General features: G+C 63.2%; 34 protein-coding genes. 18 read left to right on the plus strand and 16 right to left on the minus strand.

Features of this window, described 5'->3' with window-relative positions; translation table 11 throughout:
• Positions 1-223: 223 nt before the first annotated feature.
• Together LVY71_RS07005 and sseA are read left to right on the plus strand one after the other, a co-directional pair.
• The gene (locus LVY71_RS07005; protein WP_235099085.1) at positions 224-655 is read left to right on the plus strand and encodes a rhodanese-like domain-containing protein; all 432 of its coding nucleotides are present in this window, start codon (positions 224-226) and stop codon (positions 653-655) included.
• Positions 656-851: 196 nt separating this feature from the next.
• The gene (gene sseA / locus LVY71_RS07010) at positions 852-1,709 is read left to right on the plus strand and encodes a 3-mercaptopyruvate sulfurtransferase (RefSeq protein ID WP_235099086.1); all 858 of its coding nucleotides are present in this window, start codon (positions 852-854) and stop codon (positions 1,707-1,709) included.
• Here sseA and LVY71_RS07015 read toward each other — a convergent pair.
• Positions 1,706-2,500, minus strand: a complete 795-nt coding sequence (locus LVY71_RS07015) for a hypothetical protein (protein ID WP_235099087.1) — start codon at positions 2,498-2,500, stop codon at positions 1,706-1,708. The two genes, sseA and LVY71_RS07015, sit on opposite strands and share 4 nt — an antisense overlap.
• Between LVY71_RS07015 and LVY71_RS07020 the strand changes: the two genes are divergently transcribed.
• Both LVY71_RS07020 and LVY71_RS07025 read left to right on the plus strand, forming a co-directional pair.
• Entirely contained in the window at positions 2,484-2,858 is a 375-nt protein-coding gene (locus LVY71_RS07020) for a hypothetical protein (RefSeq protein WP_235099088.1), read from the plus strand. The two genes, LVY71_RS07015 and LVY71_RS07020, sit on opposite strands and share 17 nt — an antisense overlap.
• Before the next feature lie 37 nt (positions 2,859-2,895).
• Complete coding sequence (locus LVY71_RS07025; RefSeq protein WP_235099089.1) at positions 2,896-4,113, plus strand: L,D-transpeptidase; 1,218 nt, start codon at positions 2,896-2,898, stop codon at positions 4,111-4,113.
• A 128-nt stretch (positions 4,114-4,241) separates the two neighbouring features.
• On the opposite strand, the gene LVY71_RS07030 is transcribed toward LVY71_RS07025, so the two are convergent.
• The 4 genes from LVY71_RS07030 to LVY71_RS07045 form a co-directional block, all read right to left on the minus strand.
• Entirely contained in the window at positions 4,242-5,198 is a 957-nt protein-coding gene (locus LVY71_RS07030) for a D-2-hydroxyacid dehydrogenase family protein (RefSeq protein WP_235099090.1), read from the minus strand.
• 96 nt (positions 5,199-5,294) lie between these two features.
• Positions 5,295-5,696, minus strand: coding sequence for a DUF1398 domain-containing protein (locus tag LVY71_RS07035; RefSeq protein WP_235099091.1), 402 nt, complete (start codon positions 5,694-5,696; stop codon positions 5,295-5,297).
• An 18-nt stretch (positions 5,697-5,714) separates the two neighbouring features.
• On the minus strand, positions 5,715-6,173 hold the full coding sequence (locus LVY71_RS07040) for a MarR family winged helix-turn-helix transcriptional regulator (protein WP_235099092.1): 459 nt from the start codon (positions 6,171-6,173) through the stop codon (positions 5,715-5,717).
• A gap of 95 nt (positions 6,174-6,268) precedes the next feature.
• Entirely contained in the window at positions 6,269-6,484 is a 216-nt protein-coding gene (locus LVY71_RS07045; RefSeq protein ID WP_235099093.1) for a hypothetical protein, read from the minus strand.
• Positions 6,485-6,741: 257 nt separating this feature from the next.
• On the opposite strand from LVY71_RS07045, the gene ettA reads away from it, so the two are divergent.
• From ettA to LVY71_RS07065, 4 genes are read left to right on the plus strand one after another with little or no spacing between them, the layout of a single operon-like run.
• A complete protein-coding gene (gene ettA, locus LVY71_RS07050; RefSeq protein ID WP_235099094.1) occupies positions 6,742-8,394 on the plus strand; it encodes an energy-dependent translational throttle protein EttA in 1,653 nt (550 codons plus the stop codon).
• A 20-nt stretch (positions 8,395-8,414) separates the two neighbouring features.
• On the plus strand, positions 8,415-8,834 hold the full coding sequence (locus LVY71_RS07055; protein WP_235099095.1) for a MarR family transcriptional regulator: 420 nt from the start codon (positions 8,415-8,417) through the stop codon (positions 8,832-8,834).
• Positions 8,835-8,841: 7 nt separating this feature from the next.
• Positions 8,842-9,366, plus strand: coding sequence for a MarR family transcriptional regulator (locus LVY71_RS07060; RefSeq protein ID WP_235099096.1), 525 nt, complete (start codon positions 8,842-8,844; stop codon positions 9,364-9,366).
• 52 nt (positions 9,367-9,418) lie between these two features.
• Positions 9,419-9,760: a hypothetical protein gene (locus tag LVY71_RS07065; RefSeq protein ID WP_235099097.1), complete on the plus strand. Its 342-nt coding sequence runs from the start codon at positions 9,419-9,421 to the stop codon at positions 9,758-9,760.
• 25 nt (positions 9,761-9,785) lie between these two features.
• Here LVY71_RS07065 and LVY71_RS07070 read toward each other — a convergent pair whose 3' ends face one another.
• A complete protein-coding gene (locus tag LVY71_RS07070) occupies positions 9,786-10,424 on the minus strand; it encodes a winged helix-turn-helix transcriptional regulator (RefSeq protein WP_235100038.1) in 639 nt (212 codons plus the stop codon).
• 272 nt (positions 10,425-10,696) lie between these two features.
• Between LVY71_RS07070 and LVY71_RS07075 the strand changes: the two genes are divergently transcribed.
• The 4 genes from LVY71_RS07075 to LVY71_RS07090 all read left to right on the plus strand — a co-directional run bounded on the left by LVY71_RS07075 (position 10,697) and on the right by LVY71_RS07090 (position 14,768).
• Positions 10,697-11,839: an acyl-CoA dehydrogenase family protein gene (locus LVY71_RS07075; protein ID WP_235099098.1), complete on the plus strand. Its 1,143-nt coding sequence runs from the start codon at positions 10,697-10,699 to the stop codon at positions 11,837-11,839.
• Between the two features lie 50 nt (positions 11,840-11,889).
• Positions 11,890-12,660, plus strand: coding sequence for a trans-aconitate 2-methyltransferase (tam, locus tag LVY71_RS07080; protein WP_235099099.1), 771 nt, complete (start codon positions 11,890-11,892; stop codon positions 12,658-12,660).
• 148 nt (positions 12,661-12,808) lie between these two features.
• Positions 12,809-13,420 (plus strand): TIGR00645 family protein, encoded by a 612-nt coding sequence (locus LVY71_RS07085; protein WP_235099100.1) that lies wholly within the window; start codon positions 12,809-12,811, stop codon positions 13,418-13,420.
• Positions 13,421-13,511: 91 nt separating this feature from the next.
• Positions 13,512-14,768: a lytic murein transglycosylase gene (locus tag LVY71_RS07090; protein WP_235099101.1), complete on the plus strand. Its 1,257-nt coding sequence runs from the start codon at positions 13,512-13,514 to the stop codon at positions 14,766-14,768.
• Positions 14,769-15,023: 255 nt separating this feature from the next.
• Here LVY71_RS07090 and LVY71_RS07095 read toward each other — a convergent pair whose 3' ends face one another.
• From LVY71_RS07095 to LVY71_RS07110, 4 genes are all read right to left on the minus strand, one after another.
• On the minus strand, positions 15,024-15,317 hold the full coding sequence (locus tag LVY71_RS07095) for a hypothetical protein (RefSeq protein WP_235099102.1): 294 nt from the start codon (positions 15,315-15,317) through the stop codon (positions 15,024-15,026).
• 275 nt (positions 15,318-15,592) lie between these two features.
• Entirely contained in the window at positions 15,593-15,886 is a 294-nt protein-coding gene (locus LVY71_RS07100; RefSeq protein ID WP_235099103.1) for a hypothetical protein, read from the minus strand.
• 227 nt (positions 15,887-16,113) lie between these two features.
• Positions 16,114-16,509, minus strand: a complete 396-nt coding sequence (locus tag LVY71_RS07105; protein WP_235099104.1) for a hypothetical protein — start codon at positions 16,507-16,509, stop codon at positions 16,114-16,116.
• Positions 16,510-16,787: 278 nt separating this feature from the next.
• A complete protein-coding gene (locus LVY71_RS07110) occupies positions 16,788-17,282 on the minus strand; it encodes a CinA family protein (protein WP_235099105.1) in 495 nt (164 codons plus the stop codon).
• A 408-nt stretch (positions 17,283-17,690) separates the two neighbouring features.
• Between LVY71_RS07110 and LVY71_RS07115 the strand changes: the two genes are divergently transcribed.
• The 3 genes from LVY71_RS07115 to LVY71_RS07125 all read left to right on the plus strand — a co-directional run bounded on the left by LVY71_RS07115 (position 17,691) and on the right by LVY71_RS07125 (position 19,172).
• On the plus strand, positions 17,691-17,993 hold the full coding sequence (locus LVY71_RS07115) for a (2Fe-2S)-binding protein (RefSeq protein ID WP_235099106.1): 303 nt from the start codon (positions 17,691-17,693) through the stop codon (positions 17,991-17,993).
• A gap of 134 nt (positions 17,994-18,127) precedes the next feature.
• The gene (bfr, locus tag LVY71_RS07120; protein ID WP_235099107.1) at positions 18,128-18,634 is read left to right on the plus strand and encodes a bacterioferritin; all 507 of its coding nucleotides are present in this window, start codon (positions 18,128-18,130) and stop codon (positions 18,632-18,634) included.
• A gap of 130 nt (positions 18,635-18,764) precedes the next feature.
• A complete protein-coding gene (locus LVY71_RS07125) occupies positions 18,765-19,172 on the plus strand; it encodes a GFA family protein (RefSeq protein ID WP_235099108.1) in 408 nt (135 codons plus the stop codon).
• 21 nt (positions 19,173-19,193) lie between these two features.
• Here LVY71_RS07125 and LVY71_RS07130 read toward each other — a convergent pair whose 3' ends face one another.
• From LVY71_RS07130 to LVY71_RS07155, 6 genes are all read right to left on the minus strand, one after another.
• Positions 19,194-19,547 (minus strand): hypothetical protein, encoded by a 354-nt coding sequence (locus LVY71_RS07130; RefSeq protein ID WP_235099109.1) that lies wholly within the window; start codon positions 19,545-19,547, stop codon positions 19,194-19,196.
• A 138-nt stretch (positions 19,548-19,685) separates the two neighbouring features.
• Positions 19,686-20,261: a hypothetical protein gene (locus tag LVY71_RS07135; protein WP_235099110.1), complete on the minus strand. Its 576-nt coding sequence runs from the start codon at positions 20,259-20,261 to the stop codon at positions 19,686-19,688.
• 57 nt (positions 20,262-20,318) lie between these two features.
• Positions 20,319-21,011, minus strand: coding sequence for a YoaK family protein (locus tag LVY71_RS07140; protein ID WP_235099111.1), 693 nt, complete (start codon positions 21,009-21,011; stop codon positions 20,319-20,321).
• Positions 21,008-21,952, minus strand: coding sequence for a hypothetical protein (locus LVY71_RS07145; RefSeq protein ID WP_235099112.1), 945 nt, complete (start codon positions 21,950-21,952; stop codon positions 21,008-21,010). The genes LVY71_RS07140 and LVY71_RS07145 overlap by 4 nt, the downstream gene beginning before the upstream one ends.
• Before the next feature lie 26 nt (positions 21,953-21,978).
• Positions 21,979-22,158 carry a hypothetical protein gene (locus LVY71_RS07150; protein WP_235099113.1) on the minus strand — a complete coding sequence of 60 codons (180 nt, stop codon included), beginning with the start codon at positions 22,156-22,158 and terminating at the stop codon, positions 21,979-21,981.
• A gap of 122 nt (positions 22,159-22,280) precedes the next feature.
• A complete protein-coding gene (locus LVY71_RS07155) occupies positions 22,281-22,538 on the minus strand; it encodes a helix-turn-helix domain-containing protein (protein WP_235099114.1) in 258 nt (85 codons plus the stop codon).
• Between the two features lie 149 nt (positions 22,539-22,687).
• Between LVY71_RS07155 and LVY71_RS07160 the strand changes: the two genes are divergently transcribed.
• The 3 genes from LVY71_RS07160 (at position 22,688) to LVY71_RS07170 (ending at position 24,056) form a co-directional block, all read left to right on the plus strand.
• Positions 22,688-22,993 (plus strand): hypothetical protein, encoded by a 306-nt coding sequence (locus LVY71_RS07160; RefSeq protein WP_235099115.1) that lies wholly within the window; start codon positions 22,688-22,690, stop codon positions 22,991-22,993.
• 72 nt (positions 22,994-23,065) lie between these two features.
• Complete coding sequence (locus LVY71_RS07165) at positions 23,066-23,488, plus strand: hypothetical protein (protein WP_235099116.1); 423 nt, start codon at positions 23,066-23,068, stop codon at positions 23,486-23,488.
• A 127-nt stretch (positions 23,489-23,615) separates the two neighbouring features.
• Positions 23,616-24,056 carry a hypothetical protein gene (locus LVY71_RS07170; RefSeq protein ID WP_235099117.1) on the plus strand — a complete coding sequence of 147 codons (441 nt, stop codon included), beginning with the start codon at positions 23,616-23,618 and terminating at the stop codon, positions 24,054-24,056.
• Positions 24,057-24,232: the final 176 nt, after the last annotated feature.

The following is a 24,232-nucleotide window of genomic DNA, read 5'->3' on the forward strand; positions in this document are numbered from 1 at the left end:
CATCTTCTCCCTCGCCCCGCTCTTGCGGGGAGAGGGCCGGGGTGAGGGGCGGTTGCAAACACGAAGCGTCATCCTGAGGTGCGAGCTCTTGGGAGCCTCGAAGGATGACGGCGTGGTGTGTTGCCCTTGCCCCTCACCCGAAGACTTCGCTACGCTCAGTCTTCGACCTCTCCCCGTAAACGGGGAGAGGTGACGAACAACGCTTCGTACAGGAATGATGCCCATGCCCTCCACCATCACCCGCGGTTACAAGAAGCTTCTCGACGAGGCCAATGCCCAGATCGAGACCATCAATGCCGCCGAAGCCGTCGAGCGGTTTCCGCAAGGCGGCAACGATCAGAACGAAGTGGTGATCGTGGACCTGCGCGATCCGCGCGAGATCGAGCGCGAGGGCCGGATTCCTGGATCGTTTCACTGTCCGCGCGGCATGCTGGAATTCTGGATCGATCCGGAAAGCCCCTACGCCAAGCCGGTATTTCAGGAGAACAAGAAATTCGTCTTCCAGTGCGCCTCGGGCTGGCGTTCGGCGCTGGCGGCCAAGACCGCGCAGGATATGGGGCTTTCGCCGGTCGCGCATCTCGGCGGCGGCTTTACCGGATGGCGCGAGGCCGGCGGGCCGGTGGAGAAGGTCGAGCCGAAGACTCCGAAGAGTTGATTTTCTCGATGCCACTTTCGCTCGTTTTGTTCGCTGCGATCTGCGTCCCTCATGGTGAGGAGCGAGGCGCTAGCCTCGCGTCTCGAACCATGAGTTAGTATCGCCTCATCCTTCGAGACGCGGCCAAGAGGCCGCTCCACAGGATGAGGTTCTTTTCGTCGAGCGTTCTGAAGAGTTCATCTGAATCACGAAAGCAATGACTATGACCACCGACCCGCTCGTTTCCACCGAATGGCTCGCCGCGCATCTGAACGATCCGCATGTGAAAATTCTCGACGCGACGTTCAAGCTGCCCGGCGTGCTGCCGTTGCCGAAGGACGACTATCTCGCGCAGCACATTCCGGGCGCCGTGTTCTTCGATGTCGATGCGGTGTCGGATCATGGGTCATCGCTGCCGCATATGTTTCCGTCCGCCGAGCAGTTCGGCCGCGACGCCGGCGCGCTCGGCATTTCCAATGACGATACGGTGGTGATTTACGATGCCGGCGGCTGGGTCGCTGCGCCCCGCGCTTGGTGGATGTTCCTGTCCTTTGGACATGCCAAGGTGCGCGTGCTCGATGGCGGCCTGAAGAAGTGGCTGGCGGAGGGCCGTCCGGTTGAGAGCGGGGAAGCATCGCCGAAGCCTGCGACGTTCACGGCGGCGTTCGATCCGAAGCGCACGCGCCGGATGGACCAGATGATCGCCAATATCGCGAGCAAGGCCGAGCAGGTGATCGATGCGCGGCCGACGCCGCGCTTCGAGGGCACGGTGGCCGAACCGCGGCCCGGTCTGCGGTCGGGGCACATTCCCGGCAGCCGCAGCGTGCCGTATGCCACGCTGTTCGATGCCGATACCGGCGTGATGAAATCGCTCGACGAGCTGCGCGCGGCGTTTTCCGGGGCGGGCGTCGATACGGCCAAGCCGATCGTGACGAGTTGCGGTTCGGGCGTGTCGGCGGGCGTGCTGACGCTGGCGCTGTATCGGTTGGGCGTCGAAAATCCCGCGCTGTATGACGGCTCATGGGCGGAGTGGGGCGAGCAGGGCGGCCCGCCGGTTGCGACCGGAGCGGCCTAGCCCTGGCCGCCGAACAGCGGAAACGCGTTCTGCTGCAGCCGCAGTTGTTCAGCCCGCGCGCGGGCCTCGGCGCGGGCGCGCGCCGCCTGACGCCGCTGCGCGATCGCGCGGGCATTCGGCCGCCGGGGTTTTTTCACGCCTGGTTTTGGCAGCGTATCGGCGGCGGTGGCTTCCGACGAACGCACCAGAACGGCGAGGGCCTCGGGGGAGGTCGGCTCGGACGCCTCGGTCTCCCATGATTTCGGCGGCGCCAGTTTCGGTTCCGGTTGAACCGTTTCAATCGGGTTCGGTTCAGCAGAATTTGCCTTCGCAGAACCGGTCTCGGCGCTGGCGTCCTCTGCCGGCGTGTCCGGCGTCTGTGCATCGATGCTGGCCTGTGCATCCAGGCTGGCGACAGTCTCCGCAACCGGGGCGCTGGCTGGCGGCGACGGTTCGGTCTGACCGGCAGAATCGCTCTCGGTCCGCGCGGCTATCCCGGCCGGCTTGATGTCCGGCATATCGTGCATGGCGTCGGAGCGGATGGTTTCCGGCAGCATCGCTTCGACGCGGAACGGCTCCGGACGCAGCGCCTGGGGTCTGGTCGTTTCCACCAGCGATTTCGGCGACGGCGCTTCCATCCGCAGCATCGCCAGCGTCGGCGCGCTCATCTCGAATTGCGGGGCGAGCAGCGGCTGCTGGGCGAGCCGCCAGGACGGCAGGCTGACGAATTCCTCATGGGCCGCACGCAGCAAGGCCGCCGCGCCGAGGCCGAACACCAGCACGGAGATCGACAGAATGACCGTTGCGAACAAGAACCGGAATCCGGGAAGCATGTCTTGCGAGTCCTGCCCTCAGTACGGCGGCGCGACGGCGATCGCACCCAACGAGACGAGCCAAACGGAACGCACGGGAACGCTGGAAACGCAAAACCGGTACAGGAGCGCGCTGAAACTGGGCCAAATGGCGCGGGAACGCCACGAATCAGGCTCGCTGAAAGAATACCGCATGGCGCAACGGCCGCCGGAGGGAAAAGTTCGATCCGGCCCGGCCTGCGGCGCATTGGCCGGAACCTGTTGCCCGGTTGCAATCTCGCGAAAATGTCAGCCGTTCCAAGCGGTTTTTTCCATAAATGTCTTGAATGCGCCGCGATCCTGCGCGATCTGCCGTTAACGATGCGGTGGCGGGTTCGCACTATATAAGGGGCATGATGTCCAATCGCTTTTCGACGACGTTCGCGACGGCCTTTGCCGTGTCCGCGGTGGCTGCCTTGGCGGCTGCTCCCGGTGCGCTCGCGCAGGCCTATCCGCCGCCTCCCGGTTATTCGCAGCCGCTGCAGCCCGCGCCCTATGGCGCGCCGGCCGGTTATCGTGACGATCGCGGTGTGCCGGATTTCGACCGGCTCGATGAGGATGACCGTGGCGCGGGGTTGCCGCCGCCGGGTTATCAGCAGCAGCCGAATTATCAGCAGTCCGCTCCGCAGCAGCAGACCTATCAGCAGCCGGGACTCGACCCGCGCGGTCCGGTGATGTCGCCGGACGATCCGCGCTATGGCCGTCCGACGGCGTATACGCCGCCTTCGGCCTCTTCGGACCGTGGTCCGGCACCGATCTACAGCGATCGCGGCCCGCCGCAGGGCGCCGATTACGGCGATCGTCCCCGTCCGCCGGGGGCCGTCGATGGCGGCCCGACCACGGGCGCCGTGTCGTTGCAGCCGCCGGAAGCGGCGGTGGGCGCCAACGGCCGTTCGGTGATGGCCGCGTTGCCGCCGGAAGAGCAGCCGGAAACCGGCCCGCGCAAGGAATTGCCGCCGAACCTGCGCCGTCAGGAAGTGAACTACCCGACCAAGGAGCCGGCCGGCACGATCATCGTCGATACGCCGAACACCCAGCTCTATTACGTTCTCGGCGGCGGCCGCGCGATCCGCTACGGCGTCCGCGTCGGCCGCGACGGCTTCACCTGGACCGGCGTGCAGAAGATCACCCGCAAGGCGGAGTGGCCGGACTGGCATCCGCCGACCGAAATGATCGAGCGCCAGCCTTACCTGCCGCGCTTCATGGCGGGCGGCGACGGCAATCCGCTCGGCGCGCGCGCGATGTATCTCGGCAATACGGTGTACCGCATCCACGGCACCAACCAGCCCTCGACCATCGGCCAGTTCGTGTCGTCGGGCTGCATCGGCATGCTGAATGAAGACGTGACCGATCTGTTCGAGCGCACCAAGGTCGGCACCCGTGTCGTGGTGCTGCCGGGCGGCAAGCCGCCTGCGGCTCCGGTGACCGCTTCGGCGCAGTCCTATCCGCCGGGTGGGCCCGCGCCGATGGCCAACGGTGCCGCTCCGCAGCCGCGTCCAACCGCCTCGATGGGCGTGCCCAATCAGGGACCGACGGCTGTGCCGCCGCTGCCCGCGCCGGTGACGATCCGCTAGTTCATGATTTCAGATCGAATAAAAATGCCCGCGCCTGTCGTGGGCATTTTTATTTTTGCGGTCGTCATTGCGAGCGAAGCGAGATTTTCTCCCTCTCCCCGCTTGCGGGGAGAGGTGAGCATCCCGCTCTATCCCATCACCCGCACCGGCTTGCCGTCGAGCCACGCGGCGATGTCCTCGACCATATCGCCGTAGTAGCGGCGATAGTTTTCGGCCGTGACGTAGCCGAGATGCGGCGTCAGCACGACATTGTCGAGCTTGCGGATCGGATGATCCACCGGCAGCGGCTCCATCGAAAACGTGTCGAGCGCGGCACCCGCGATCTTGCGCTTTTGCAGAACGTCCAGCAGCGCCGCTTCATCGACGATCGGCCCGCGCGCGGTGTTGACGAGATAGGCCGTCGGCTTCATGCGCACGAGATCGGCAGCCGCGATCAGCCCGCGCGTGCGGCTGCTCAGGATCAGGTGAATGGAGATGATGTCGGCGGTGGCGAACAATTCTTCCTTGGCGGCGTAGCCGACGCCCGCGGCGGCGCAGGCCTCCGGCGTGAGGTTCTGGCTCCACGCAATCACGTTCATGCCGAGGGTTTTCGCGATGGTGGCGACTTTGGTGCCGAGCTTGCCGAGTCCGACCACGCCCAGCGTCTTGCCTTCGACGTCCTCTCCCATGGTGACCTGCCACGGCTCGCCCGCGTGCATCCGCGCATTCTCGAGGCCGATGTGCCGCGTCAGCTCTAACATCAGACCGATGGCGAGACTCGCGGTGGCATTGCCGAAACCGCCGGTGCCGCACACCGTGACGCCGCGCTCCTTCGCGGCGTCCATGTCGAACGCGGCGTTCTTCATGCCGGACGTGAGCAGCAGCTTGAGGTTCGGCAGCGCGGTCAGCACCTCGCGGGTGAAATGGGTGCGCTCGCGCATGGCGCAGACGATCTCGAAATCCTTCAGCGCATGGATCGCTTCATCGGATGAAACGAACGGCTTGTCGAAGACCGTGATGTCTACCTTGTGTCCGAGCTTCGGCCAGTCAGCCAGCTTGAGTGCGACGTTCTGATAGTCGTCGAGAATTGCGACGCGATAACGCATGAGGCTTCCGTGTGTTGGGGGAGGGCCAGCCTGCGACGTACCGCAACTGATCCCTTCAATTCGATAAAACAGAAATTACGTGAACCTGATAGTCGCTCAATCGGGAAACCGTTCAACATGGGTTTCGGCAGTTCGTCCGAAATAGAGCGCACGGCGGCCCGAGAACGAAACCATGTACCCGGCGCAGCCGGCGGCGACGGCCTTTTTGCAGAAACCTTTGTAGGTATAGCCGGGGACCAGTTGTTGCGCCTCCTTGATGGCGGCCTGAATCCGGGCAGCGTCGAAGGCGGGAGCAACCGGTGCGCCGATATTGTGGGTTGCGAACTCGACGCTGTCGCCGCTGGACAGGTAGTAGATCGCCTTCTCGCGGCGGAAATCGACCATATAGCTTTCAAACCCTTCCCGCATCAGGGCGCCGACGATCTCGGGAAAGGTCATTGTGTTGTCTTCCGCTCCCTTGAGGCAGGCAGCGGCGACGGCGCTATTGTGATGATCCATGTATTGCTCCGGCGCCGCCTAATCGGTCGGCATTGCGGTGAGGTTGTTGCGTTCGACCATCCGGCGCAGCAACCGCTCCAGCGTCTTGCGCTCGGCTTCCGACAGGTGATCGAAGAATTCCGCGTCGTTGCGATCCGCAAGCGCCGCCAGTTCGGGGGTCAGACTCATGCCACGCGCTGTCAGGGCCAGCGTCTGGGCACGGCCATCATCGCGACTGGCCTTCCGGACAACCAGCGATTTGCCGATCAGCCGGTCAGCGAGTTTGGTGATCGCGCCGCGCGTCATGCCCATGTCGGCTGCGATTTGGCTCGGCAGCATCGGTTCCTTGCCGTACAGCGTCCGCATCATCACCCACTCGGCGACCGTGACGTGCTTGGCTGCAAGCCTAGCGGCGAATGTATGCGAGACATGGTTGGATACGAGCCGCAGCCAGTATCCGAGATGTTCGGTCAGTTCGGAGAGAGATTGAGGCGGCATAGGACCTTTTGGTTGACTAGGAAACTATCTATAAAAAGTTTCCGGGTCAACCATTGAGTTCGTCATTGTGACGATCTGAGGACGTGCTGGTGAAATCAGGCCTTCGCGGCTTTGCGTTTGGCCGCGCAGGCGGGGCCGGGGCCGCGCATGTAATGCCGCTCAGGATAATAGGGTGTGAAGGCGGTCTGGATGAATTCGCGCCAGAAAGCCGCGATCCGCGTCAGCAGTCCCTTGCCGGTGTCGGTGGGGACCGATGCGCTGTGGCCGGACAGGGCGAGCTTGGACGCTGCGGTTTCCATGGCGGTTTTCATAGCGATCTTGTCGCTTGATTCTGTGACGCTGCGATTGTGTCGCCGGGCGTCCGTTCGCGGTTCGAAGGTCCAGCTTGCAGAGGAACTGATTAAAAAGCGGTTTTTATCCCGGTAAGGCCTTTCGGGAGCGGGAAAATCCCGCAAACAGCCTTTCCAAATTGTGACCTGAAACCCGCTGGCCGGTTGCCCTTTGCGGTCCCCGCCGCTACATCAACGGCAGCAAAATTCCCCGACAAGCGCAGGTTTCAAGGATCACGATGGCTCGCCAGTTCGTCTACTTCATGCAGGGTTTGTCCAAGACCTATCCGCCCAACCGCAAGGTGCTCGATAACATCCATCTGTCGTTCTATCCGGACGCCAAGATCGGTGTGCTCGGCGTCAACGGCTCGGGCAAGTCGACGCTGCTCAGGATCATGGCCGGTCTCGACAAGGACTACACCGGCGAGGCGTGGGTCGCCGAGGGCGCGCGGGTCGGCTATCTCGAGCAGGAGCCGCAGCTCGACGCCACCAAGACGGTGCGCGAGAACGTGATGCTCGGCGTAGCCAAGCAGAAGGCGATTCTGGATCGCTACAACGATCTCGCGGTGAACTATTCCGACGAGACCGCCGACGAGATGACCAAGCTGCAGGACGAGATCGAGGCCCAGGGCCTGTGGGATCTCGACAGCAAGGTCGACCAGGCGATGGACGCGCTGCGCTGTCCGCCGGACGATGCCGATGTCAGCAAGCTCTCGGGTGGCGAAAAGCGCCGCGTCGCGCTGTGCAAGCTGCTGCTCGACCAGCCCGACCTGCTGCTGCTCGACGAACCGACCAACCATCTCGACGCGGAATCCGTGTCATGGCTGGAAGGCCACCTGCGCAACTATCCCGGCGCGATCCTGATCGTGACCCACGACCGCTACTTTCTCGACAACGTGACGAGCTGGATTCTCGAACTCGACCGCGGCAAGGGCATTCCCTACGAGGGCAACTACTCGGCGTGGCTGGTGCAGAAGCAGAAGCGCCTTCTGCAGGAAGGCCGCGAGGACGCCGCGCACCAGAAAACCCTCGAGCGCGAGCAGGAGTGGATCGCATCCTCGCCGAAAGCGCGTCAGGCCAAGTCCAAGGCGCGTTACCAGCGCTACGAGGACCTGCTCAAGAAGGCCAGCGAGAAGCAGACCCAGACCGCGCAGATCATCATTCCGGTGGCCGAGCGCCTCGGCAACAACGTGGTGGACTTCGAGGGTCTCTCGAAGGGCTTCAACGACCGCCTCCTGATCGATAACCTGACCTTCAAGCTGCCGCCCGGCGGCATCGTCGGCGTGATCGGACCGAACGGCGCGGGCAAGACCACGCTGTTCCGGATGATTACCGGACAGGAGAAGCCCGACGCCGGCACCATCACGGTGGGCGAGACGGTGCATCTCGGCTATGTCGACCAGTCGCGCGACGCGCTCGACGGCAAGAAGACCGTGTGGGAGGAAATCTCCGGCGGCAACGACCTGATCCTGCTCGGCAAGAAGGAAGTGAACTCGCGCGGCTACTGCTCGGCGTTCAACTTCAAGGGCGCGGACCAGCAGAAGAAGGTCGGCGCGCTGTCCGGCGGCGAACGCAACCGCGTGCATCTCGCCAAGATGCTGAAGTCCGGCGCCAACGTGCTGCTGCTCGACGAACCGACCAACGACCTCGACGTCGATACGCTGCGCGCGCTGGAAGAGGCGCTGGAGGATTTCGCCGGCTGCGCCGTCATCATCAGCCATGACCGCTGGTTCCTCGACCGCATCGCCACGCATATCCTCGCCTTTGAAGGCGACAGTCACGTCGAATGGTTCGAAGGCAACTTCCAGGACTACGAGAAGGACAAGATGCGCCGGCTCGGCCAGGACTCGGTCATCCCGCATCGCGTGAAGTACAAGAAGCTGACGCGGTGAATGCTCCGCTGGACAGCAGCATGGATGCGCAGGAGCGCGCGCTCCTCGCCATGGATGTTGCCTGGGTCCAGTGGCGGTCGGAATTCCGGCAGAAGCTTTTCAAGGACGGCGTTCTCGGCCGTCCGATGCGCAGCGTGTTCGAAGCCGACATGATCTTCAGCATCGTGGCGCACCACGCGCTGAAAGGGCGGCCGATCACGCTCAAGGAGCTCGCGACCTACTTCGGCATGATCGCAACCGAGGCCACGGTCTCCCGGCATATCGACGACATGGAGCAGGGCGGACTCGTTGAGCGCCGCCTTGATGAGGGCGACCGCCGCCGCATGTTTCTGATGCCAACGCGGCGGCTCGAAGGTCTCGGCCATGAATTCCAGCAAGCGCGTCTGCGCATCATGCGCGAGAACGGCTTTGTCTGGAACGGCGGCAACAGCGCGGGGTGACGGCGGCATGACGGGCGGCGACAAGGCACTGACATCGAAGGACATCAGCGCGGCCGCGCCGCTCCCGCTCGATCATTCGGAAAGCACCCTCGATGCGCAGGAGCGCGCCGCGCTGGGCATCGACATCGCCTATGTGCAATGGCGCGCCGATTTCCGCCGCACGGTCGTCGCCTCCGGTGTGCTGAACCGTCCGTGGCGCAGCGTGTTTGAGGCCGACATGATCTTCGCCATCATCGCGCATCGCTGGCTGGCGGGCCGCCCGATCACCCACAAGGAACTCGCGACCTATTTCGAGGTGTTCGCCACCGAGGCTACTGTGTCGCGCCATGTCGACGACATGGAAGACGGCGGCATGATCGTGCGACGGACCGATCCCGACGACCGCCGCCGCACATTCCTGCTGCCGACCAAGCGGCTGGAAGCGATCGGCCACGAATATCTGCGCACGAAAATCCGCATCATGCGCGATCACGGATTTGTGTGGAGCGGCGGCGCGGAAACCGACAGCAAAACTGCAAACGATCCTGCGTGAAGTCTCCGCGCCGCGCGGATAAGGAGTGATCTTTCCACACAGGGGACAGATCATGATCACACGTTTCATCGCGTTCGCGCTCACGCTTCTGCTGCTCACGCCGGGTTCGGTGCTTTCTGCCGAGGAGACGGCTCCGCGGCCCGCGAAGCAGCGGGCCACGAAGCGCGCCGCCGATCCGCAGCAGGAGGCGATGGAGCGCGCCAGGCGCTGTCAGGACGCGGTGAACAACGCGCAGGGCACGGCGGTGGGAACGTCGGTGCTGTCGAGCGCGGTCGGGTTCCTGCCGTTCGGCAGCGTGGCGTCCAGCGCGGCGGCGAATATCGGCGCGACGGCGGCGGGCGAACTCGCGCGTCAAAAGGCTGCGGCCGATATGCAGGGACAGTGCGGTGGCTGAGCCCCGCTCCAGACGATGAAACGCGTCACGCGCGTTTCATCTCGCGCGCGAACGGACTTAAGCCCAGCCATTTGTCGAAGGAGCGGGCAATCGCCGGCTCGCCGTCGACATCCAGCCGGCCGGCTTCTATCTCCGCTTTCACCGTGGTGTAGCCCATCCAGATCGCGGTCATCACGCGCAGCGAGCTCTTGACCCTCAGATCGACCTCGTGCCCGGGATCGACCAGGCAAAGATCGACGCCACCATTCTCGATGACCAGCCACCAGAATCGCCGCGGGCCTTCCAGATCGGGATAATGGAAGAACACCGTGCAGCGTCTGGGCGGCAGCGGCTTCGGATCGAGATTGCGGCGCATGTCCCACATCAGCAGCGTCGGATCGAGATTGCGCAGCGACAGCTTGGAATCCACCCAGCGCTGTCCCCAGCTTCCGAGCGACATCACCACCGAGCGCAGGTCTTCGCCGGCTGGCGTGAGCATATAGTCAGTCTTGCCGGGGCCGCGGGCGATGATCCCGGCCTTCTCAAGTTCCTTCAGGCGCTTGGACAGCAGCGTCGGCGACATGCGCGGCACGCCGCGCCGGATATCGTTGAACTTCGTGCTGCCGCAGAGCAGCTCGCGCAGCACCAGCGGTGTCCAGCGCGCACAGAAAATTTCCGCACCCATGGCCACGGGGCAAAACTGGCCGAAGCTGCCTTCCACGTGAGACCTCCGGCTATTTCTGTTGAGGTTGATAACGCTAGGACTCGCCCCCTCGGGTGTCCAGTCCATTTCTTGGACTTAACGGGTGCGTGAAGGCGTGCCAGATTGCCGCGCCTGGTACGGTGGTTTTGCAAATCCGCTCGGTTCGGATTTCGGACACCAGTCCAGATGCAGGACTAGAGACCAGCCGTAAGTTCGCAATGATGGGGCGTCACGTCTCACAGGAGGAGGCTTACATGGCTCAAGTACAACCGATCACATCCACCAAGGACTTCAATCCGGTTCAGATTGCCGATGAACTGGGCCGGCGCTTCGCGGCGGCGGACGTTCGGGACGAGGACCTCTTCGTCGCCGACAACATCAAGGCGCTGAAAGAAGCCGGACTGGTCGAGGCCGGCGTGCCGCGCGAACTCGGCGGCGGCGGCGCATCCCATGCAGAGCTTGCCGAGATGCTGCGCGTGCTGGGCCGCTATTGCGGATCGACCGCGCTGGCGTTCTCCATGCATACTCATCAGGTCGCGATTCCGGCATGGCGCTGGACGCATCAGAAATTCGCCGGCGCCGAGCCGTTGTTGAAGCGGATCGCCACCGAGCGGATCATCCTGCTCTCCAGCGGAGGGTCGGACTGGATCACCGGATCGGGCAAGGCCGAGAAGGTCGAGGGCGGCTATCGCATCAATGCGCGCAAGGTGTTCACCTCGGGAGCGCCCTTGGGCAACCTGCTGATGACATCGGCGGTGTGGGACAGCGAGGAGGGACCGATGGTCATTCACTTCGGCCTGCCGATGAACTCGCCGCATGTGAAGGTGATGGACAACTGGCGCACGCTCGGCATGCGCGGCACCGGATCGCACGACGTGCTGATCGAGGGGCATGTGGTCCCCGACGCGGCGGTGTCGGTGACGCGCAAGGCGGGGCAGTGGCATCCGGTTTTCCAGATCATCGCCACGCTGGCGTTTCCGCTGGTCTATTCAGTCTATCTGGGGATCGCCGAGAGTGCGCGCGACATCGCCGTCGCGCTCGCGAAGAAGCGCCATGCCGACCGCAACGTGCTGTCGCTGGTCGGGCAGATGGAGACGTCGCTGCGCGCGGCGCAACTGGCCCGCAACGGCATGCTCGCGACTGTCGCAAGCGGCACGCCTTCGGCCGAAAGCGTCAACGAGGTGATGATCGGGCGCCATCTGGTCGAACGCAGCGCCATCCGGACGGTGGAATTGGCGATGGAAGCGGCGGGCGGCGCCGGATTCTACCGGGCACAAGGGCTGGAGCGGCGGTTCCGCGATATTCAGGCGGCGCGCTATCACCCGTTGCAGTCGGGACCGCAGGCCGAATATGCCGGCGCCATGGCGCTCGGCCTGCCAACCGATAAAATCTTCTGAAGCGAAAAATTTTCTGACCCAAAACCATCGGCCATGTCGTAAATAGCGGCATGGCCGATTGGGATGCGCAGCAATACCTGAAATTCGAGGACGAGCGGACGCGGGCGGCGCGCGATCTGCTGGCGCAAGTTCCGGTTGCAGAGCCGCGGCATGTGATCGATATCGGCTGCGGTCCCGGAAATTCGACCGAGCTTCTGGCGCTGCGCTGGCCGCAGGCGAAAATCACCGGCATCGACACCTCCGCCGATATGTTGCGCCAGGCGCGCGAGCGTCTGCCGCAGGCCACCTTCGTTGAGGCCAATATCGCGCACTGGTCGCCGCCGGACGGCGCCGACGTGCTGTTCGCCAACGCGATCTTTCAATGGGTGCCGAAGCATCTCAAGCAGTTGATGCGGCTTGCCATGGCGCTGCCGGACGGCGGCGCGCTGGCGGTGCAGATGCCGGACAATATGGACGAGCCGTCGCATGTGCTGATGCGCGAGGTTGCGCGTCTGCCGCAGTTTCACACGCAACTCGCGCATGTGCTGGAGGCGCGGGACAATTTGCCGAAGCCGGGCGTCTATTACGATGCGCTGCGGCCGCTGTGCAGCCGCATCGACATCTGGCACACGGTCTACAACCATGTGCTCGACGACGCGCCGGCCATCGTCGAATGGGTCAAGGGGACGGGCCTGCGGCCGTTCCTCGATCCGCTGGAAATTCCCGAGCGCAAGGACTTCCTCGAAATCTACAAGGCGCGCATCGCCGCGAGCTATCTGCCGCAGGCCGACGGCAAGGTGCTGCTGCGGTTTCCGCGGCTGTTCGTCGTGGCGGTGAAGTGAGGCGGGCTGCCCCCGACGAACCTGACACAATGATGTCGAATCGAAAGAATCGCTGCGGTTAAACGCCGCTGCAGCGCCGCTCGACAGAATCGGCCATGATCTCCAATTCATAACGGGTCGCTGATCCCTCGCTGGAGCTTTCATCACCATGTCTATGACGCCCGAAACCCCGTTGCTGCCGTCGCGCGCCGATATGGCGCTGCGCCCGATCCCGATGCTGATCTTCGGGTCCCGCTGGCTGCAACTCCCTCTGTATGTCGGGCTGATCGTTGCCCAGGGCGTCTATGTCATTCTCTTTCTCAAAGAGCTCTGGCATCTGATCTCGCACTCGTTCGATTTCTCCGAACAGCAGATCATGCTGGTGGTGCTCGGACTGATCGACGTGGTGATGATTTCAAACCTGCTCGTGATGGTGATCGTCGGCGGCTACGAGACTTTCGTATCGCGGTTGAATTTGCAGGGCCATCCGGACGAGCCGGAATGGCTTAGCCATGTCAACGCCAGCGTGCTGAAGATCAAGCTGGCGATGGCGATCATCGGCATCTCATCGATCCACCTGCTGCGCACCTTCATCGAGGCCGGTAATCTCGGCGGAGCGGGCCGCACCACCAACTACACCGAGAGCGGCGTGATGTGGCAGACCATCATCCACGGCATGTTCATCCTGTCGGCGATCGGGATTGCCTGGGTCGACAAGTTGTCCAACGATGCCGATACCGCGCGCATCGCGGTCAGCAAGAATGGCCACGGCGCGCACTAGGTGAACCCCTTCATTGCGCGGCACCTTCGCAGCGAAGGAATTCACCCTTGCCAAATCGGGACTGGATTGCTTCGCTTCGCCCGCAATGATGATGTCCCATATCAATTTGACAGCTGCCGTGCGCGGCGTGCTGGCTATCGCCCTGACGAGCGCTGTCCTGCTGTTTGCGCTGCCGCGCGCTTTCGCCGCCGATGCGAGCTTCACGCAGTTCATCGCCTCGCTGTGGCCGGAGGCGCAGAAAGCCGGAGTTTCCCGCGCGGTGTTCGATCAGGAAACGCGCGGGCTGGAGCCGGATTACAAGCTGCCGGATCTGCTGCTGCCCGGGCGTCCCTCGACCGGCGCGCCGTCGCAGGCCGAATTCGTGCAGGTGCCCGCCGATTACGTGAAGGAAGCGTCCATCGCGCGGTTGGCCGCCGAGGGGCAGCGGCTGATGATCCAGCAGCGCGCGACGCTGGCGGCGATCGAGCAGCGCTTCGGCGTACCGGGCAATATCATTCTGGCGATCTGGGGCCGCGAGACCGACTACGGCCGTCACACCTTGCCGTATGACGGTCTGCGCGTGCTGGCGACGCAGGCCTATGTCGGCCGGCGCAAGGATCAGTACCGCGGCGAATTCATCGAGGCGCTGAAACTCATCCAGAGCGGCGACGTGACGCGCAAGACCCTGCGCACGTCATGGGGCGGCGCGACGGGCCTGACGCAATTCCTGCCGTCGGAACTGCACAAGCACGGTGTCGATTTCGACGGCGACGGTCACATCAACATCTGGACCTCGGTGCCGGATGCGCTGGCCTCCGCGGCGCAGCAGTTGAAGAACAAGGGCTGGCAGGCGGGACTGCGCTGGGCCTATGAGGTGCGCGCGCCGCGCAACGCCGATTGCACGCAGGGCGTTCCGGAAGTGACCAGGCCGATCTCTGAATGGTTGCGCGAGGGGTTCGTGCCGGTGCGCGGGCAGCGGCTCTCTGCAGCAGAACTGGCGCAGAGCGCGTCGCTGCTGCAGCCGGAGGGAATCTACGGGCCGTCATTTCTGACCACGAAGAACTACTTCGTCATCAAGGAATACAATTTCTCCGATCTCTACGTGCTCTTCGTCGGCCATCTCGCCGACCGCATGATGAACGGCCAGCCGTTCGCGACGCCGTGGTCGGCCTCAACACAACTGCGCAGCGCGGATGTCGAGGCGATGCAGCAACACCTCACGCGGCTTGGACTCTATAGTTCGAAACTCGACGGCAAGGCCGGAATGCAGACGCGCGCAGCGCTCGGCGCGTATCAGAAGCAGGCAGGACTGAAGGTCGATTGCTGGCCGAGCGCCGACGTGTTGCGTGCGATGAGCGCGGGCCGGTGAGGGCCTGCGGACTTTCTCCGCGTCGTCCCGGCGAAGGCCGGGACCCATAACCACCGGTTCATCGAGTTATGCAAATGGGTTGAACACTTCTTTGCAAAACGCTTCGACAGGGCTGATGGGTCCCGGCCTTCGCCGGGACGACCATATGTCATGTGTGTCGTCAGATTTCTTATGCATACCGCAAAACCAAAAACCCGGCCGCGAGGCCGGGTTTTCAAATTCGTGTCTCGCGAAACGCCGCGAGCGCAGTTCAGATCAATCGCAAACCTGAACGCGGCGGACGCGCCAGCCGTAGCCGTCCCAGAAGCGCTCGCGCACGAGGCGGCAGGCGGGCTCTTCGACATACACCGGGCCGGGGCCGTAGCCGTAAGCCGGAGCCGGCGCGCTGTTGGCGATTGCGGCACCCGCGATGGCGCCGCCGAGAATGCCGAGGCCAACGCCGGCCGCGATTGCGCCGCCACGATCACGTGCGCTGGCGGAAGGCGCCGCGATTGCAAGCGAACCGGCGATCGTTGCGACCGCGAGGACCGCCGAAAGAACTCTCTTCATGTTTGTCTCTCCTCAGATCACGCCAGAGCCCGGCGCAAGGCGATTGGTCTGCAAAGGTCCAATAACGGAACACCACTTATCCGGATTGCACCTGTTCTCCAAGCGTCGGCGTCATCCCGCGCCGCTGCCTGATGTTTGTCCCGACGGTATTATATCGGGGATTCTGTCGGCTGAACCTTAAAAAAACGCTCCGGACGGGGCTTTTTGCCCATCCGGAGCGCGAATTTCTCCCAGCCTGCCGCGGCTAAAAAATGGCCGGCTCAGGCGCCGCCAGGTCAGTTACAGACCTGCACCCGCCGCACCCGCCAGCCGTAGCCGTCCCAGAAGCGCTCACGCTGCCAGTAACAGGGGCCGCCGGCGTAATAGGCCGGGCCGCCGTAATAGCCATAGCCAGGACCGTAGTAGCCGCCGCTGTTGGCAATCGCGGCACCCGCGATGGCGCCGCCGAGCAGGCCCAGACCGACACCGGCCGCGACACGTCCGCCGCGCGCTTCGGCCGGGGCCGGGGCGGCGATGGCGGTAACTGCAAGGGTGGCGGCCGTGGCAACCGCCAGAACGATCTTTTTCATGGCCTTACCTTTCGTCGTTGCGTTGACCCGAGATAACGGATCGCGATGGTAAAAGTTGCAGCTTTGCATTGAACGGGAACTGAACGACGCCGCCGGATTTCGGCCATGATCGGAAATGGCAGGCCACGATGGAGATATCGTTGAGCAAAACGAAAACGGCGCCCCGCATATGCGAAGCGCCGTTTCTGATTTCTGATGCCGCGTGAAAGTTCGCGGGCTGCGTCGATTTAGAACAGCGAAGCGTACTGCTGAAGACCGGCGCGCTGCACGAGGCTCATGGCGGTGCGCTTCTGGTCTTCGTCGAGGCTTGCGAACAGCGCGGAAGCGGCGGGCGCGAAGCGGCGGACGGCGGCTTCGTTGACCTGCGGTTCGCGTGCGAGAACGCGCAACGCACTGGCGACAGCCGGCCAGTATTTCATCTGCTCGGCTTTCAGCTTCAGCGCGGCGCGATAGCGCATGATGGCGACTTCGCTCATCGCCGACTGGAACATCGAGACTTTCTTCGGTTGCGGGGCGGCGACTTCAGCACTGAACGACATCGCATCCTGAGCGGAGACGGGAGCACTTGCGGCAATTGCCAAAACGGCAACAACAGATGCAATCGCGATTGGCAATTTTCGCATTTTTCTCACTTCATACGTGTGGATGGACGGGCACGGCGTAGGTGCCATATGTGACGAAAATGCGATGCGTTGGGTTAATTATCTCCGAAAGTGGATACTCACTTCTTGTTAAGGTTTCTCCTGCGGGTTTGTTCCGGAAATCATTGAATTTTTTTCGCGCGTGTAACACTCGCTCACGAAAGGTGAAGCGTGTTCATGAAGCTGAACGATTTTAGAAGTTCGGAATCAGCCCGGATTTGCTGAATAATTCGCGCGAGGGCTGTTTTACGAAATTTAATTCAGCCGTTTGAGTCGATTGTCTCGGCAAACAGCTCGAGCGCGCGCAGCGAAAATGCGCGCATGTTCGCGATGCGGTCGCTGCTGCCGGTTTCCAACGTGATGGTCACTGCGCGCGGTCCCGCCACCGCCATGCACGAATGTCCGGCGGCATCGCCGTAGCGATTGCCGGCCGGGCCACTCGCGCCGGTTTCGCTCAGTCCCCAGGTGGTGTTGAGAAGTTCGCGCGCGCGGTTCGCGAGCAGCGTCGCGTACGGCTCGGTCGCGCCGCGGTTGCCGATCGCCTCCATCTCTTCTTTGGTGATATTCACCAGCGCCGCGCGCGCACGCGGCGTGTAGATCACGCCGCCGCCGCGATAGTACGCCGATGCGCCGGGCACCGCGAGCAGCGCGGCCGAGATCAATCCGCCGGTGGAGGATTCCGCCACCGCAATGGTTTCCTTTCGCGCGACGAGGGATGCGGCGATTTTCTCCGCGAGCGGCAACAGCTTTTCCATGTGAGGACCTTCGTTGAAAGTTTGTTGGGAGTCAGAGCTGCGTCCTGAAACGCGCCTCGATCTGCTTGTGGGTTTCGGGCGTACCTTGCCCGGTCTGCTCGTGGATTACATCGGAGAGGCTCGGTTGCGCGGAACGCGACCCGGGAGTCCGGTGCCCACAGGTTTGAGCGTGGGCGCTGCGTAGATGGTGCCGAGATTGTCAGGTCCAATGCGCCATATGTGGTGCTCCTGTTCCTGATGTCTCTAATTCCATCCTGATTCATATCAAGTTTAGATCGATTCTAAGCTGTTGATACTGCTGACGAAGCCAGTTTGGAATAGCTTCAAATTGGCTGTTTTCCTTTTGCATCCGCGGCCCGGCTCCCCTACCTCTTGAGCAACGTCCACACGGGTCCGCCAAGCATTCCCATGATTGTTTGTTCCTGCAACGTCCTGACCGACCACGATGTTCGTCACGTCGTGACGAAGTCGGCGAGTTTTCCGCGCACGGCGGCGCAGGTCTATGGGTGTCTCGGTTGCAGCGCCGAATGCGGGCGGTGCGCCCGGACCATCAAGAAGATCATGGACGAAGCGCTGGGCACCTGTGCCCAGGCCTGCTGTTCCGGATGCCCCCACGGCGAACAGGATGCTGCGGGCACCGAGCTTGAACAGGTCGTCGAGGTTGTAGAGGTCGAGCAGACGGTCGTCCTGCTGGCTCAGGCCGCCTGCTAAACGTTTTCCTGGTTCGCTATTCTGCATCTTCTGCCCAAACCGTCGGGACAGGGTTGTACTTGCATGCGATCTGATTTAGAACGTTTCTAAATTGGATTTGGCCGTCTCCAGACGGCTCCAGGATGGAGTGCAAGATGAAGGGCGACCCGAAGGTCATCGAATATCTCAACAAGGGCCTGCGTAGCGAACTGACGGCGATCAATCAGTACTGGCTGCATTTCCGTTTGCTGAACCACTGGGGCCTGAAGGACATGGCCAAGCAGTGGCGCAAGGAATCCATCGAGGAGATGAACCACGCCGATCGCTTCACCGACCGCATCCTGTTCCTGGACGGCTTCCCCAACATGCAGGTGCTCGACCCGTTGCGGATCGGCCAGAACGTCAAGGAGATCCTGGAATGCGATCTCGCCGCCGAGAACGGCGCGCGGGCGCTGTATCAGGAAGCGGCGACCTACTGCCATGGCGTCAAGGACTACGTCTCGCGCGACCTGTTCGAGAGCATCATGAAGGACGAGGAACATCACATCGATTTCCTCGAAACCCAGATCGATCTCGTCGAACGTATCGGCCTGCAGCTGTACGAGCAGAAGCATGTCGGCCATATCGGCGACGACAATCCGCCGGAGGGCGGCGGGCACTGAATGGCGCCTGTTGCTGACGTGGACGAATGAACCGGCCCGGGCCGCACAGATGTGCCGCCCGGGTCTTTCATTTTGCGGCGCGCTCGGCGAAGCTGGCCGCGACAATAAAAAGCATGACGGGGAGAACGCGATGAAGCTCGAAGGCGGATGCTACTGCGGCGCACTGCGCTATGTGGCCGAGGGCGAGCCGATGATGAAGGCGCAGTGCCATTGCCGCGAGTGCCAGTATATCTCCGGCGGTTCGCCGAACATGTTTCTGCTGATGCCGCTGAAGGGATTCAGCTACAGCAAGGGCACGCCGAAGCAGTTTACCCGCAGCGATCTTGAAGGCGCGGTGACCCGGGAATTCTGCGCTGACTGCGGCACGCATATCGTTACGCGGCGGCCGAAGCTGCCGGCGGTAATCCTGAAGGTCGGGACACTGGACGATCCAAATCTGTTCGGCAGCCCGCAGATGGCGGTCTTTACCGTCGACAAGCAGGCGTTTCACCACATTCCTGACGGCATGCTCGCGTTCGAGCGGCTGCCGCCGAGATGATGTGCGAACTGGCGTCGCGGCTTACGACGCGTCGGCCGGCACGAAGCAGGTGATCATCAGGTTGTCCTGATACGTCATGTACCAAACCACTGCGCCGCCGGTCGGATTGCCGCCGGTGCGGATCACCGCTTTGTCCGGCACCTCGCGCCACACGCCGTCGATCGGCACCCAGTAGGCGCCGCCGCGCACCTCGTACTCGGTGCGATAGCCATCCGACACGTCGCAGCATGGCACGCCGGCGGGACTGCGGGCGTCCTTGAACCATTTGCGGATGTGTTCGGGAACGTCGGCATATTGTCCGCGATCCACCGCGAAGGCCGTCGCGGCAAACAGGATCAGCGGGACGATCAGGGCAACACGTGCGGGCCACCTCATGCGATCCTCCGCCATCAAGAATCGCGGATGAGTCTCGGGGAGACTCGCGGAAGCGTCCAGACAAACCCGCACGAGGCAACACGTTCCGCTGCGCATAGTTGAGGCACGATGCGGCGCAGCATCGCGCGTGCAGCAACATCACGCCTTCGCGCCGCGCTTCTTCTCCGCCGGCTGTGGCTCGGTCAGCGAACAGCCCGCGAAGCCCGCTTCGATGGCGGCGCCTGCACCGTCGACAGGAAATTCCGCGACGGTGCGGCCGGCATTGATGGAGCGGATGCGCACAACGAGCGTACGCGATCCGGCCAGTTCGCTGGCGAAGCGGATCACCTCCGCACGGTCTTCGATCACGACGGTTTTGTACAACTGAAGAAAGCGCACGTTGACGTTGTCGTGGCCCGGCTTGTCATCGAAGCGATAGCCGAGAGCCGAATTCGTCTCGGAGCCGACCTTGAAGTCGAATGCGAAGCGAACCAGCGGCTTGCCGTCGAAGCAGGTGAGATGCAGGCCGGCGGGAGCGGCCTTCTCCGCGTAGGAGTTTGAACTTTCGGGGGCGACCACCATCGCGTATGGCGTCGGAACGCCGGTAATGCGATCGGCCTGCTGCTCGATCTGCCAATTGCCCGATTGCCGCGTGCCGCCGCTGGACACGTAAGGGTCGCGCGCGGCGCACGCGCCCAGCACCATGGCCATTACGACGAACGCAACACGACACACGAGACAATCCCCAGCCCGCAATTATTCTGCAACCGGGGCGGGTGGCGCGCAAGCGTCTTATGCAGGCGCCTTGTCGCCGGTTGGGATCACCGACGCCAGAGCGCCGACGACGACCGCGAGCGCCAGGCACCAGAATCCGACATGCATATATAGTACGGCGGACACAGCGCAGCCGACGGCGAAGGACGAGATAGTGAGGGCGAGGCGGCTGAAGCGGAAGCGCACCGGCGCGGTCAGCTCCGGCGTGGTGCCGGTCATGAGATCGACCGCATCGATGGTCGCTTGCACGGTGGAGCCGGTCATCATGGTGGACGGCGGCATGCTGGACATGTGGACGCGCTGCACCGCGTTCTGCATCGCCATCGCGGCGATGCCGGCAAAGCCCGTCAGCAGCGCCGCGGGCGTACTTGCATCCGGAAACGGGCCGAAGCCGACCGCGAGCCCGAAGAAGGCCGCAAGAAACAGAACCTTGATCGTCAGCAGGATCGGCCGGTCGGGCAGCTTGCGGGCTCGCAGTGCGATGCCGGCCAGCCGCGCCAGCGCAATCACCGCAATGAATTCCGGCAGCGCCAGAATCTTGCCGAGGATGCCGTGGCTGCCGCTGACCAGCGCGTGACCCAGTGTGACGAAGTTGCCGGTGACATGCGCGGTGAAGAGTCCATTGAGTCCGAGAAAGCCCGTTGTATCGACGAAGCCGCCGTTGAAGGCCAGCAGCGCTGCGACGATGTTGGAGCGGGTGAGCTGGTTCATGGGGGAACAGAGAGGCCGACCATGTTGCGCACCGCCTCGATCGGCTGGATCGCCGACCACCAGAAATTCCAGTCGGGCGCAAACACGTCGGCCACGGTGTCTTCGCCCCGCGCCCAGGCGTAGAAGAACTCGTCCGGATCGAACGCTCCGTGCGCCGCGCCCGCGACATCGTTGAGCGGAATGCCGAGGTGCCAGCTCAGGATCACCGGCAGCACATGGCCGGACATGGCGTGGCTGCGATGCATGGTCGCCGTGAGCGTAGAGGTCAGCAGTTCACCGCGCGGCGAGGTGTCGTAGCCGGCCAGCACGTGGACGGAATCATGTGGCACGGCGAACTCGAAATTGAGCGCACCGGGTTCGCCGGGATAGACGTAACTGTTGTGCCGGTAGAATTCGGCGAAGGCGTAACCGAACGTATTGTCCGGCAGCCGCTCCAGCGCCTGAAACCGTGTCGTCAGCGCGGGATCCGGCTCGGCGTCGTAAGGTTGCAGCCACGGTCCCATGTCGTCGGTGGCCCACGCCCTGCCGGTGATGCTCTCCAGATTGGCCCGGATCATGTTGGCTTTTGCCTCGTGCAGGTCGCCCAGCGCCAGCCGGGCGAGGTCATGAACGAAGTCGTCTTTGACATTGAGAGCGTCGGCGAGCTTCACCACCGCGCTCAGCTTGGCGGAGTTGAGCGTACCGCCGACGAAGGCCATGACGGCGGCGAAACTCGCCGCCTGCCGCGCGACATCGGGATCGGCGGCGAGGGTGCTCAGGCGATAGGGGCTGAGCGGCGTCAGTCCCGCGAGGCCGAACTGCTCCTCAAGACGGAAAACGTAATGCGTCGCCGCGGCGATGCACTCCTTGTCCGCGTCGCTCGGCGAACCTTCGGCGGCGGCGACGCCCAGCATGATGGCGAGGGTGCTGCGAGCCTGTTCGAGCGTGGTGGGAATATGCATGCGGGGCCTCGCAGCGTGACGCTGCGCTACTTGAACTGTTGGCGGCACAGCGGAGTGAGCTGCGCCTTGTGCGCTTCCATGCAGGCCGTGATTTTCGGAACGTCGGGAACAAACTCCCGGCACAGCTTCATCGCGTCTTTGCGGCAGGCCCGGCGCTGCTCCGGCGTGCCGGCGGCGTGCGCGGACGATGCGGCGATCAGCGTCATGCCTGCGCATGCAAAAAACATTTTTCGGAAAAGTTGAGTCATACCCGGTTCCCCTGACGGGAACCGTAACCCGATCTCGATGGTCCATCAAACGGTAAACCGCGCGGCGGGGATTTCATCTGCTAGTGATGCGCGGCTACCTCGGCGCCGTCCGCCGAATATTGCCGGATCTTGTTGCGCAAGGTGCGCACAGAAACACCGAGCACACGGGCGGCGTGGGTGCGATTCCCGTCGCAGCGCGCCAGCGTTTGCAGCACAAGTTCACGTTCAATTTCCTCGACGGTGGCGCCGATCAGAAGACGGACCACGCGCCGTGGAGCGATGGAAGGGCCGTCGAGCGGCTGCGATGCGGTGGCGTGAACTGATGTCAGTTGGGTCATCGAGACCTCCCGGCCATACCCGCACCCGGAAAGGATGCAGGCAGTTCAAAGTCATCGATCTCAGCCCCAGGACGAGGGTGGGCCGATAAGGTTAATCAATCCTTAATTTCAGGATAACCCATTCATGGAACTTGTGAATTGGAACCCGAATGGAACCGCGGGTCCGCGGTGCCGGAATGGACGGGCAAAAACAGCGCAACAGGACGCGGTTCAGCCGAGCTCAGCCATGCGGCAAAACGAACGGGACGAAACGCGGATCGCTCGACGCGGCCCGCAGGTCGATCGCGACTACCCGCATCATGGCTTCCAGTTTCAGCAAAAAGATTTCCGCCAACATTGTCATCATCCACTTCGTGAATCTGTGTTTGACTGTCTGGCAGTTGAGCACCGGCCTGAAACGGCGGGCGCTCAATGTCTTGAACAAAGATATGCGGGCGTGTCGACTCGCGCAATGACCTCGGCTGAACTCCGGCGAAACATTAGCCTTGCGCCGGTCCGGTTGCCGGGAAGCATTCCAGGGAGCCTCGATGAAGTATGCCGTCACGCTGCTGCTGCTTGCCTGTTCATCCTTCGCCCATGCCGACACGTCGGACCGCTTCAGCAAGGGTGGATGGATCGAAAATTTTCAGCCGGCCATCGATCAGGCCAACGCCAGCGGCGAGCTGTTTCGCATCCGCGGAAGCTGCCAGTCGAACTGCACGCTGTTTCTCGGCGTGCGCAATGTCTGCGTCGAGCGCAGTGCGCGCCTGCTGTTTCACGCCGGCCACGGCCGCGGCGCCAACTGGAACGTCATCAACGCGGGCTCCACCCAGCGCATGCTGAACGCCTATAATCCGAAGCTGCGGCAATACGTGATCGACAAGGGCTATCTGACGCGGCTGGATTTCAGCACCATTTCCGGCGCGCAGATGATCGACAGCTTCGGCTACCGGGAATGCCCGAAGGGGTGAGCCGCAGGCTTGCCCGGGGATTGCACTAGGCGAATCCGCCTCATCGGCTACACTCCGCGCGACCGAGAATCAGTCCGCTTTACAACGCCTGTTCGCACCGTCTGCAACAACATCCTGGGGGAATCACATGCAGTTATCATCTGCCATTCGCGCCATGCTGGTCGCGCTCATCGCCTTCGCCGGCGCCGGCCTGTCGTCCGCCGCGCGCGCCGACAGCGGCACCGTATCGCTCGTCATCTACAAGGCCGGATGGTTCATCGGCGGTTCGGGCGGCAGTGGCACCCTGAACTTCCGCGGCCGCAGCTATGCCCTGTCCACCGGCGGCATCGACTACGGTCTGGTGTTCGGCGGATCGAAGACCGTGCTCCGCGGCCGCGTCAGCAACATCAATCGGCCGTCGGACGTCGCCGGGGTCTATGGCGCGGCGGGCGCGGGCATCGCCGTCGGCCGCGGCGCACGCGCGATCGTGCTGACCAACCAGAAGGGCGCGGTGCTCGAACTCTCCGGCCAACAGACCGGCTTGATGGCGAACGCGGATTTGAGCGGGCTGGCGATTACTCTGAAATAGGCGTCCGCCGACTGATCTTTCGCCAGAATGAAAAGCCCCGGCCGACGCCGGGGCTTTTTGCTTGTCGTTTGCCGCTTGGTCTCAGTAGCGCCGTCTTGCTCGGCAGATTGCGGCTTGCAGAATGCGAAGAATGCCGGCGCGGGGGTAGGCTTGCGATAGCGCAAGGAATGCAAGCA

It is taken from the genome of Bradyrhizobium sp. G127 (genome assembly GCF_021502575.1).
Classification (GTDB): Bacteria; Pseudomonadota; Alphaproteobacteria; order Rhizobiales; family Xanthobacteraceae; genus Afipia.

What these genes read in the sequence shown, in the direction of transcription:
- LVY71_RS07005 (WP_235099085.1), top strand. Translation starts at nt 224, where the DNA reads ATGCCCTCCACCATCACCCGCGGTTACAAGAAGCTTCTCGACGAGGCC.
- sseA (WP_235099086.1), top strand. Translation starts at nt 852, where the DNA reads ATGACTATGACCACCGACCCGCTCGTTTCCACCGAATGGCTCGCCGCG.
- LVY71_RS07020 (WP_235099088.1), top strand. Translation starts at nt 2,484, where the DNA reads ATGACCGTTGCGAACAAGAACCGGAATCCGGGAAGCATGTCTTGCGAG.
- LVY71_RS07025 (WP_235099089.1), top strand. Translation starts at nt 2,896, where the DNA reads ATGTCCAATCGCTTTTCGACGACGTTCGCGACGGCCTTTGCCGTGTCC.
- LVY71_RS07030 (WP_235099090.1), bottom strand. Translation starts at nt 5,198, where the DNA reads ATGCGTTATCGCGTCGCAATTCTCGACGACTATCAGAACGTCGCACTC.
- LVY71_RS07035 (WP_235099091.1), bottom strand. Translation starts at nt 5,696, where the DNA reads ATGGATCATCACAATAGCGCCGTCGCCGCTGCCTGCCTCAAGGGAGCG.
- LVY71_RS07040 (WP_235099092.1), bottom strand. Translation starts at nt 6,173, where the DNA reads ATGCCGCCTCAATCTCTCTCCGAACTGACCGAACATCTCGGATACTGG.
- LVY71_RS07045 (WP_235099093.1), bottom strand. Translation starts at nt 6,484, where the DNA reads ATGAAAACCGCCATGGAAACCGCAGCGTCCAAGCTCGCCCTGTCCGGC.
- ettA (WP_235099094.1), top strand. Translation starts at nt 6,742, where the DNA reads ATGGCTCGCCAGTTCGTCTACTTCATGCAGGGTTTGTCCAAGACCTAT.
- LVY71_RS07055 (WP_235099095.1), top strand. Translation starts at nt 8,415, where the DNA reads ATGGATGCGCAGGAGCGCGCGCTCCTCGCCATGGATGTTGCCTGGGTC.
- LVY71_RS07060 (WP_235099096.1), top strand. Translation starts at nt 8,842, where the DNA reads ATGACGGGCGGCGACAAGGCACTGACATCGAAGGACATCAGCGCGGCC.
- LVY71_RS07065 (WP_235099097.1), top strand. Translation starts at nt 9,419, where the DNA reads ATGATCACACGTTTCATCGCGTTCGCGCTCACGCTTCTGCTGCTCACG.
- LVY71_RS07070 (WP_235100038.1), bottom strand. Translation starts at nt 10,424, where the DNA reads ATGGGTGCGGAAATTTTCTGTGCGCGCTGGACACCGCTGGTGCTGCGC.
- LVY71_RS07075 (WP_235099098.1), top strand. Translation starts at nt 10,697, where the DNA reads ATGGCTCAAGTACAACCGATCACATCCACCAAGGACTTCAATCCGGTT.
- tam (WP_235099099.1), top strand. Translation starts at nt 11,890, where the DNA reads ATGGCCGATTGGGATGCGCAGCAATACCTGAAATTCGAGGACGAGCGG.
- LVY71_RS07085 (WP_235099100.1), top strand. Translation starts at nt 12,809, where the DNA reads ATGTCTATGACGCCCGAAACCCCGTTGCTGCCGTCGCGCGCCGATATG.
- LVY71_RS07090 (WP_235099101.1), top strand. Translation starts at nt 13,512, where the DNA reads ATGTCCCATATCAATTTGACAGCTGCCGTGCGCGGCGTGCTGGCTATC.
- LVY71_RS07095 (WP_235099102.1), bottom strand. Translation starts at nt 15,317, where the DNA reads ATGAAGAGAGTTCTTTCGGCGGTCCTCGCGGTCGCAACGATCGCCGGT.
- LVY71_RS07100 (WP_235099103.1), bottom strand. Translation starts at nt 15,886, where the DNA reads ATGAAAAAGATCGTTCTGGCGGTTGCCACGGCCGCCACCCTTGCAGTT.
- LVY71_RS07105 (WP_235099104.1), bottom strand. Translation starts at nt 16,509, where the DNA reads ATGCGAAAATTGCCAATCGCGATTGCATCTGTTGTTGCCGTTTTGGCA.
- LVY71_RS07110 (WP_235099105.1), bottom strand. Translation starts at nt 17,282, where the DNA reads ATGGAAAAGCTGTTGCCGCTCGCGGAGAAAATCGCCGCATCCCTCGTC.
- LVY71_RS07115 (WP_235099106.1), top strand. Translation starts at nt 17,691, where the DNA reads ATGATTGTTTGTTCCTGCAACGTCCTGACCGACCACGATGTTCGTCAC.
- bfr (WP_235099107.1), top strand. Translation starts at nt 18,128, where the DNA reads ATGAAGGGCGACCCGAAGGTCATCGAATATCTCAACAAGGGCCTGCGT.
- LVY71_RS07125 (WP_235099108.1), top strand. Translation starts at nt 18,765, where the DNA reads ATGAAGCTCGAAGGCGGATGCTACTGCGGCGCACTGCGCTATGTGGCC.
- LVY71_RS07130 (WP_235099109.1), bottom strand. Translation starts at nt 19,547, where the DNA reads ATGAGGTGGCCCGCACGTGTTGCCCTGATCGTCCCGCTGATCCTGTTT.
- LVY71_RS07140 (WP_235099111.1), bottom strand. Translation starts at nt 21,011, where the DNA reads ATGAACCAGCTCACCCGCTCCAACATCGTCGCAGCGCTGCTGGCCTTC.
- LVY71_RS07145 (WP_235099112.1), bottom strand. Translation starts at nt 21,952, where the DNA reads ATGCATATTCCCACCACGCTCGAACAGGCTCGCAGCACCCTCGCCATC.
- LVY71_RS07150 (WP_235099113.1), bottom strand. Translation starts at nt 22,158, where the DNA reads ATGACGCTGATCGCCGCATCGTCCGCGCACGCCGCCGGCACGCCGGAG.
- LVY71_RS07155 (WP_235099114.1), bottom strand. Translation starts at nt 22,538, where the DNA reads ATGACCCAACTGACATCAGTTCACGCCACCGCATCGCAGCCGCTCGAC.
- LVY71_RS07160 (WP_235099115.1), top strand. Translation starts at nt 22,688, where the DNA reads ATGGAACCGCGGGTCCGCGGTGCCGGAATGGACGGGCAAAAACAGCGC.
- LVY71_RS07165 (WP_235099116.1), top strand. Translation starts at nt 23,066, where the DNA reads ATGAAGTATGCCGTCACGCTGCTGCTGCTTGCCTGTTCATCCTTCGCC.
- LVY71_RS07170 (WP_235099117.1), top strand. Translation starts at nt 23,616, where the DNA reads ATGCAGTTATCATCTGCCATTCGCGCCATGCTGGTCGCGCTCATCGCC.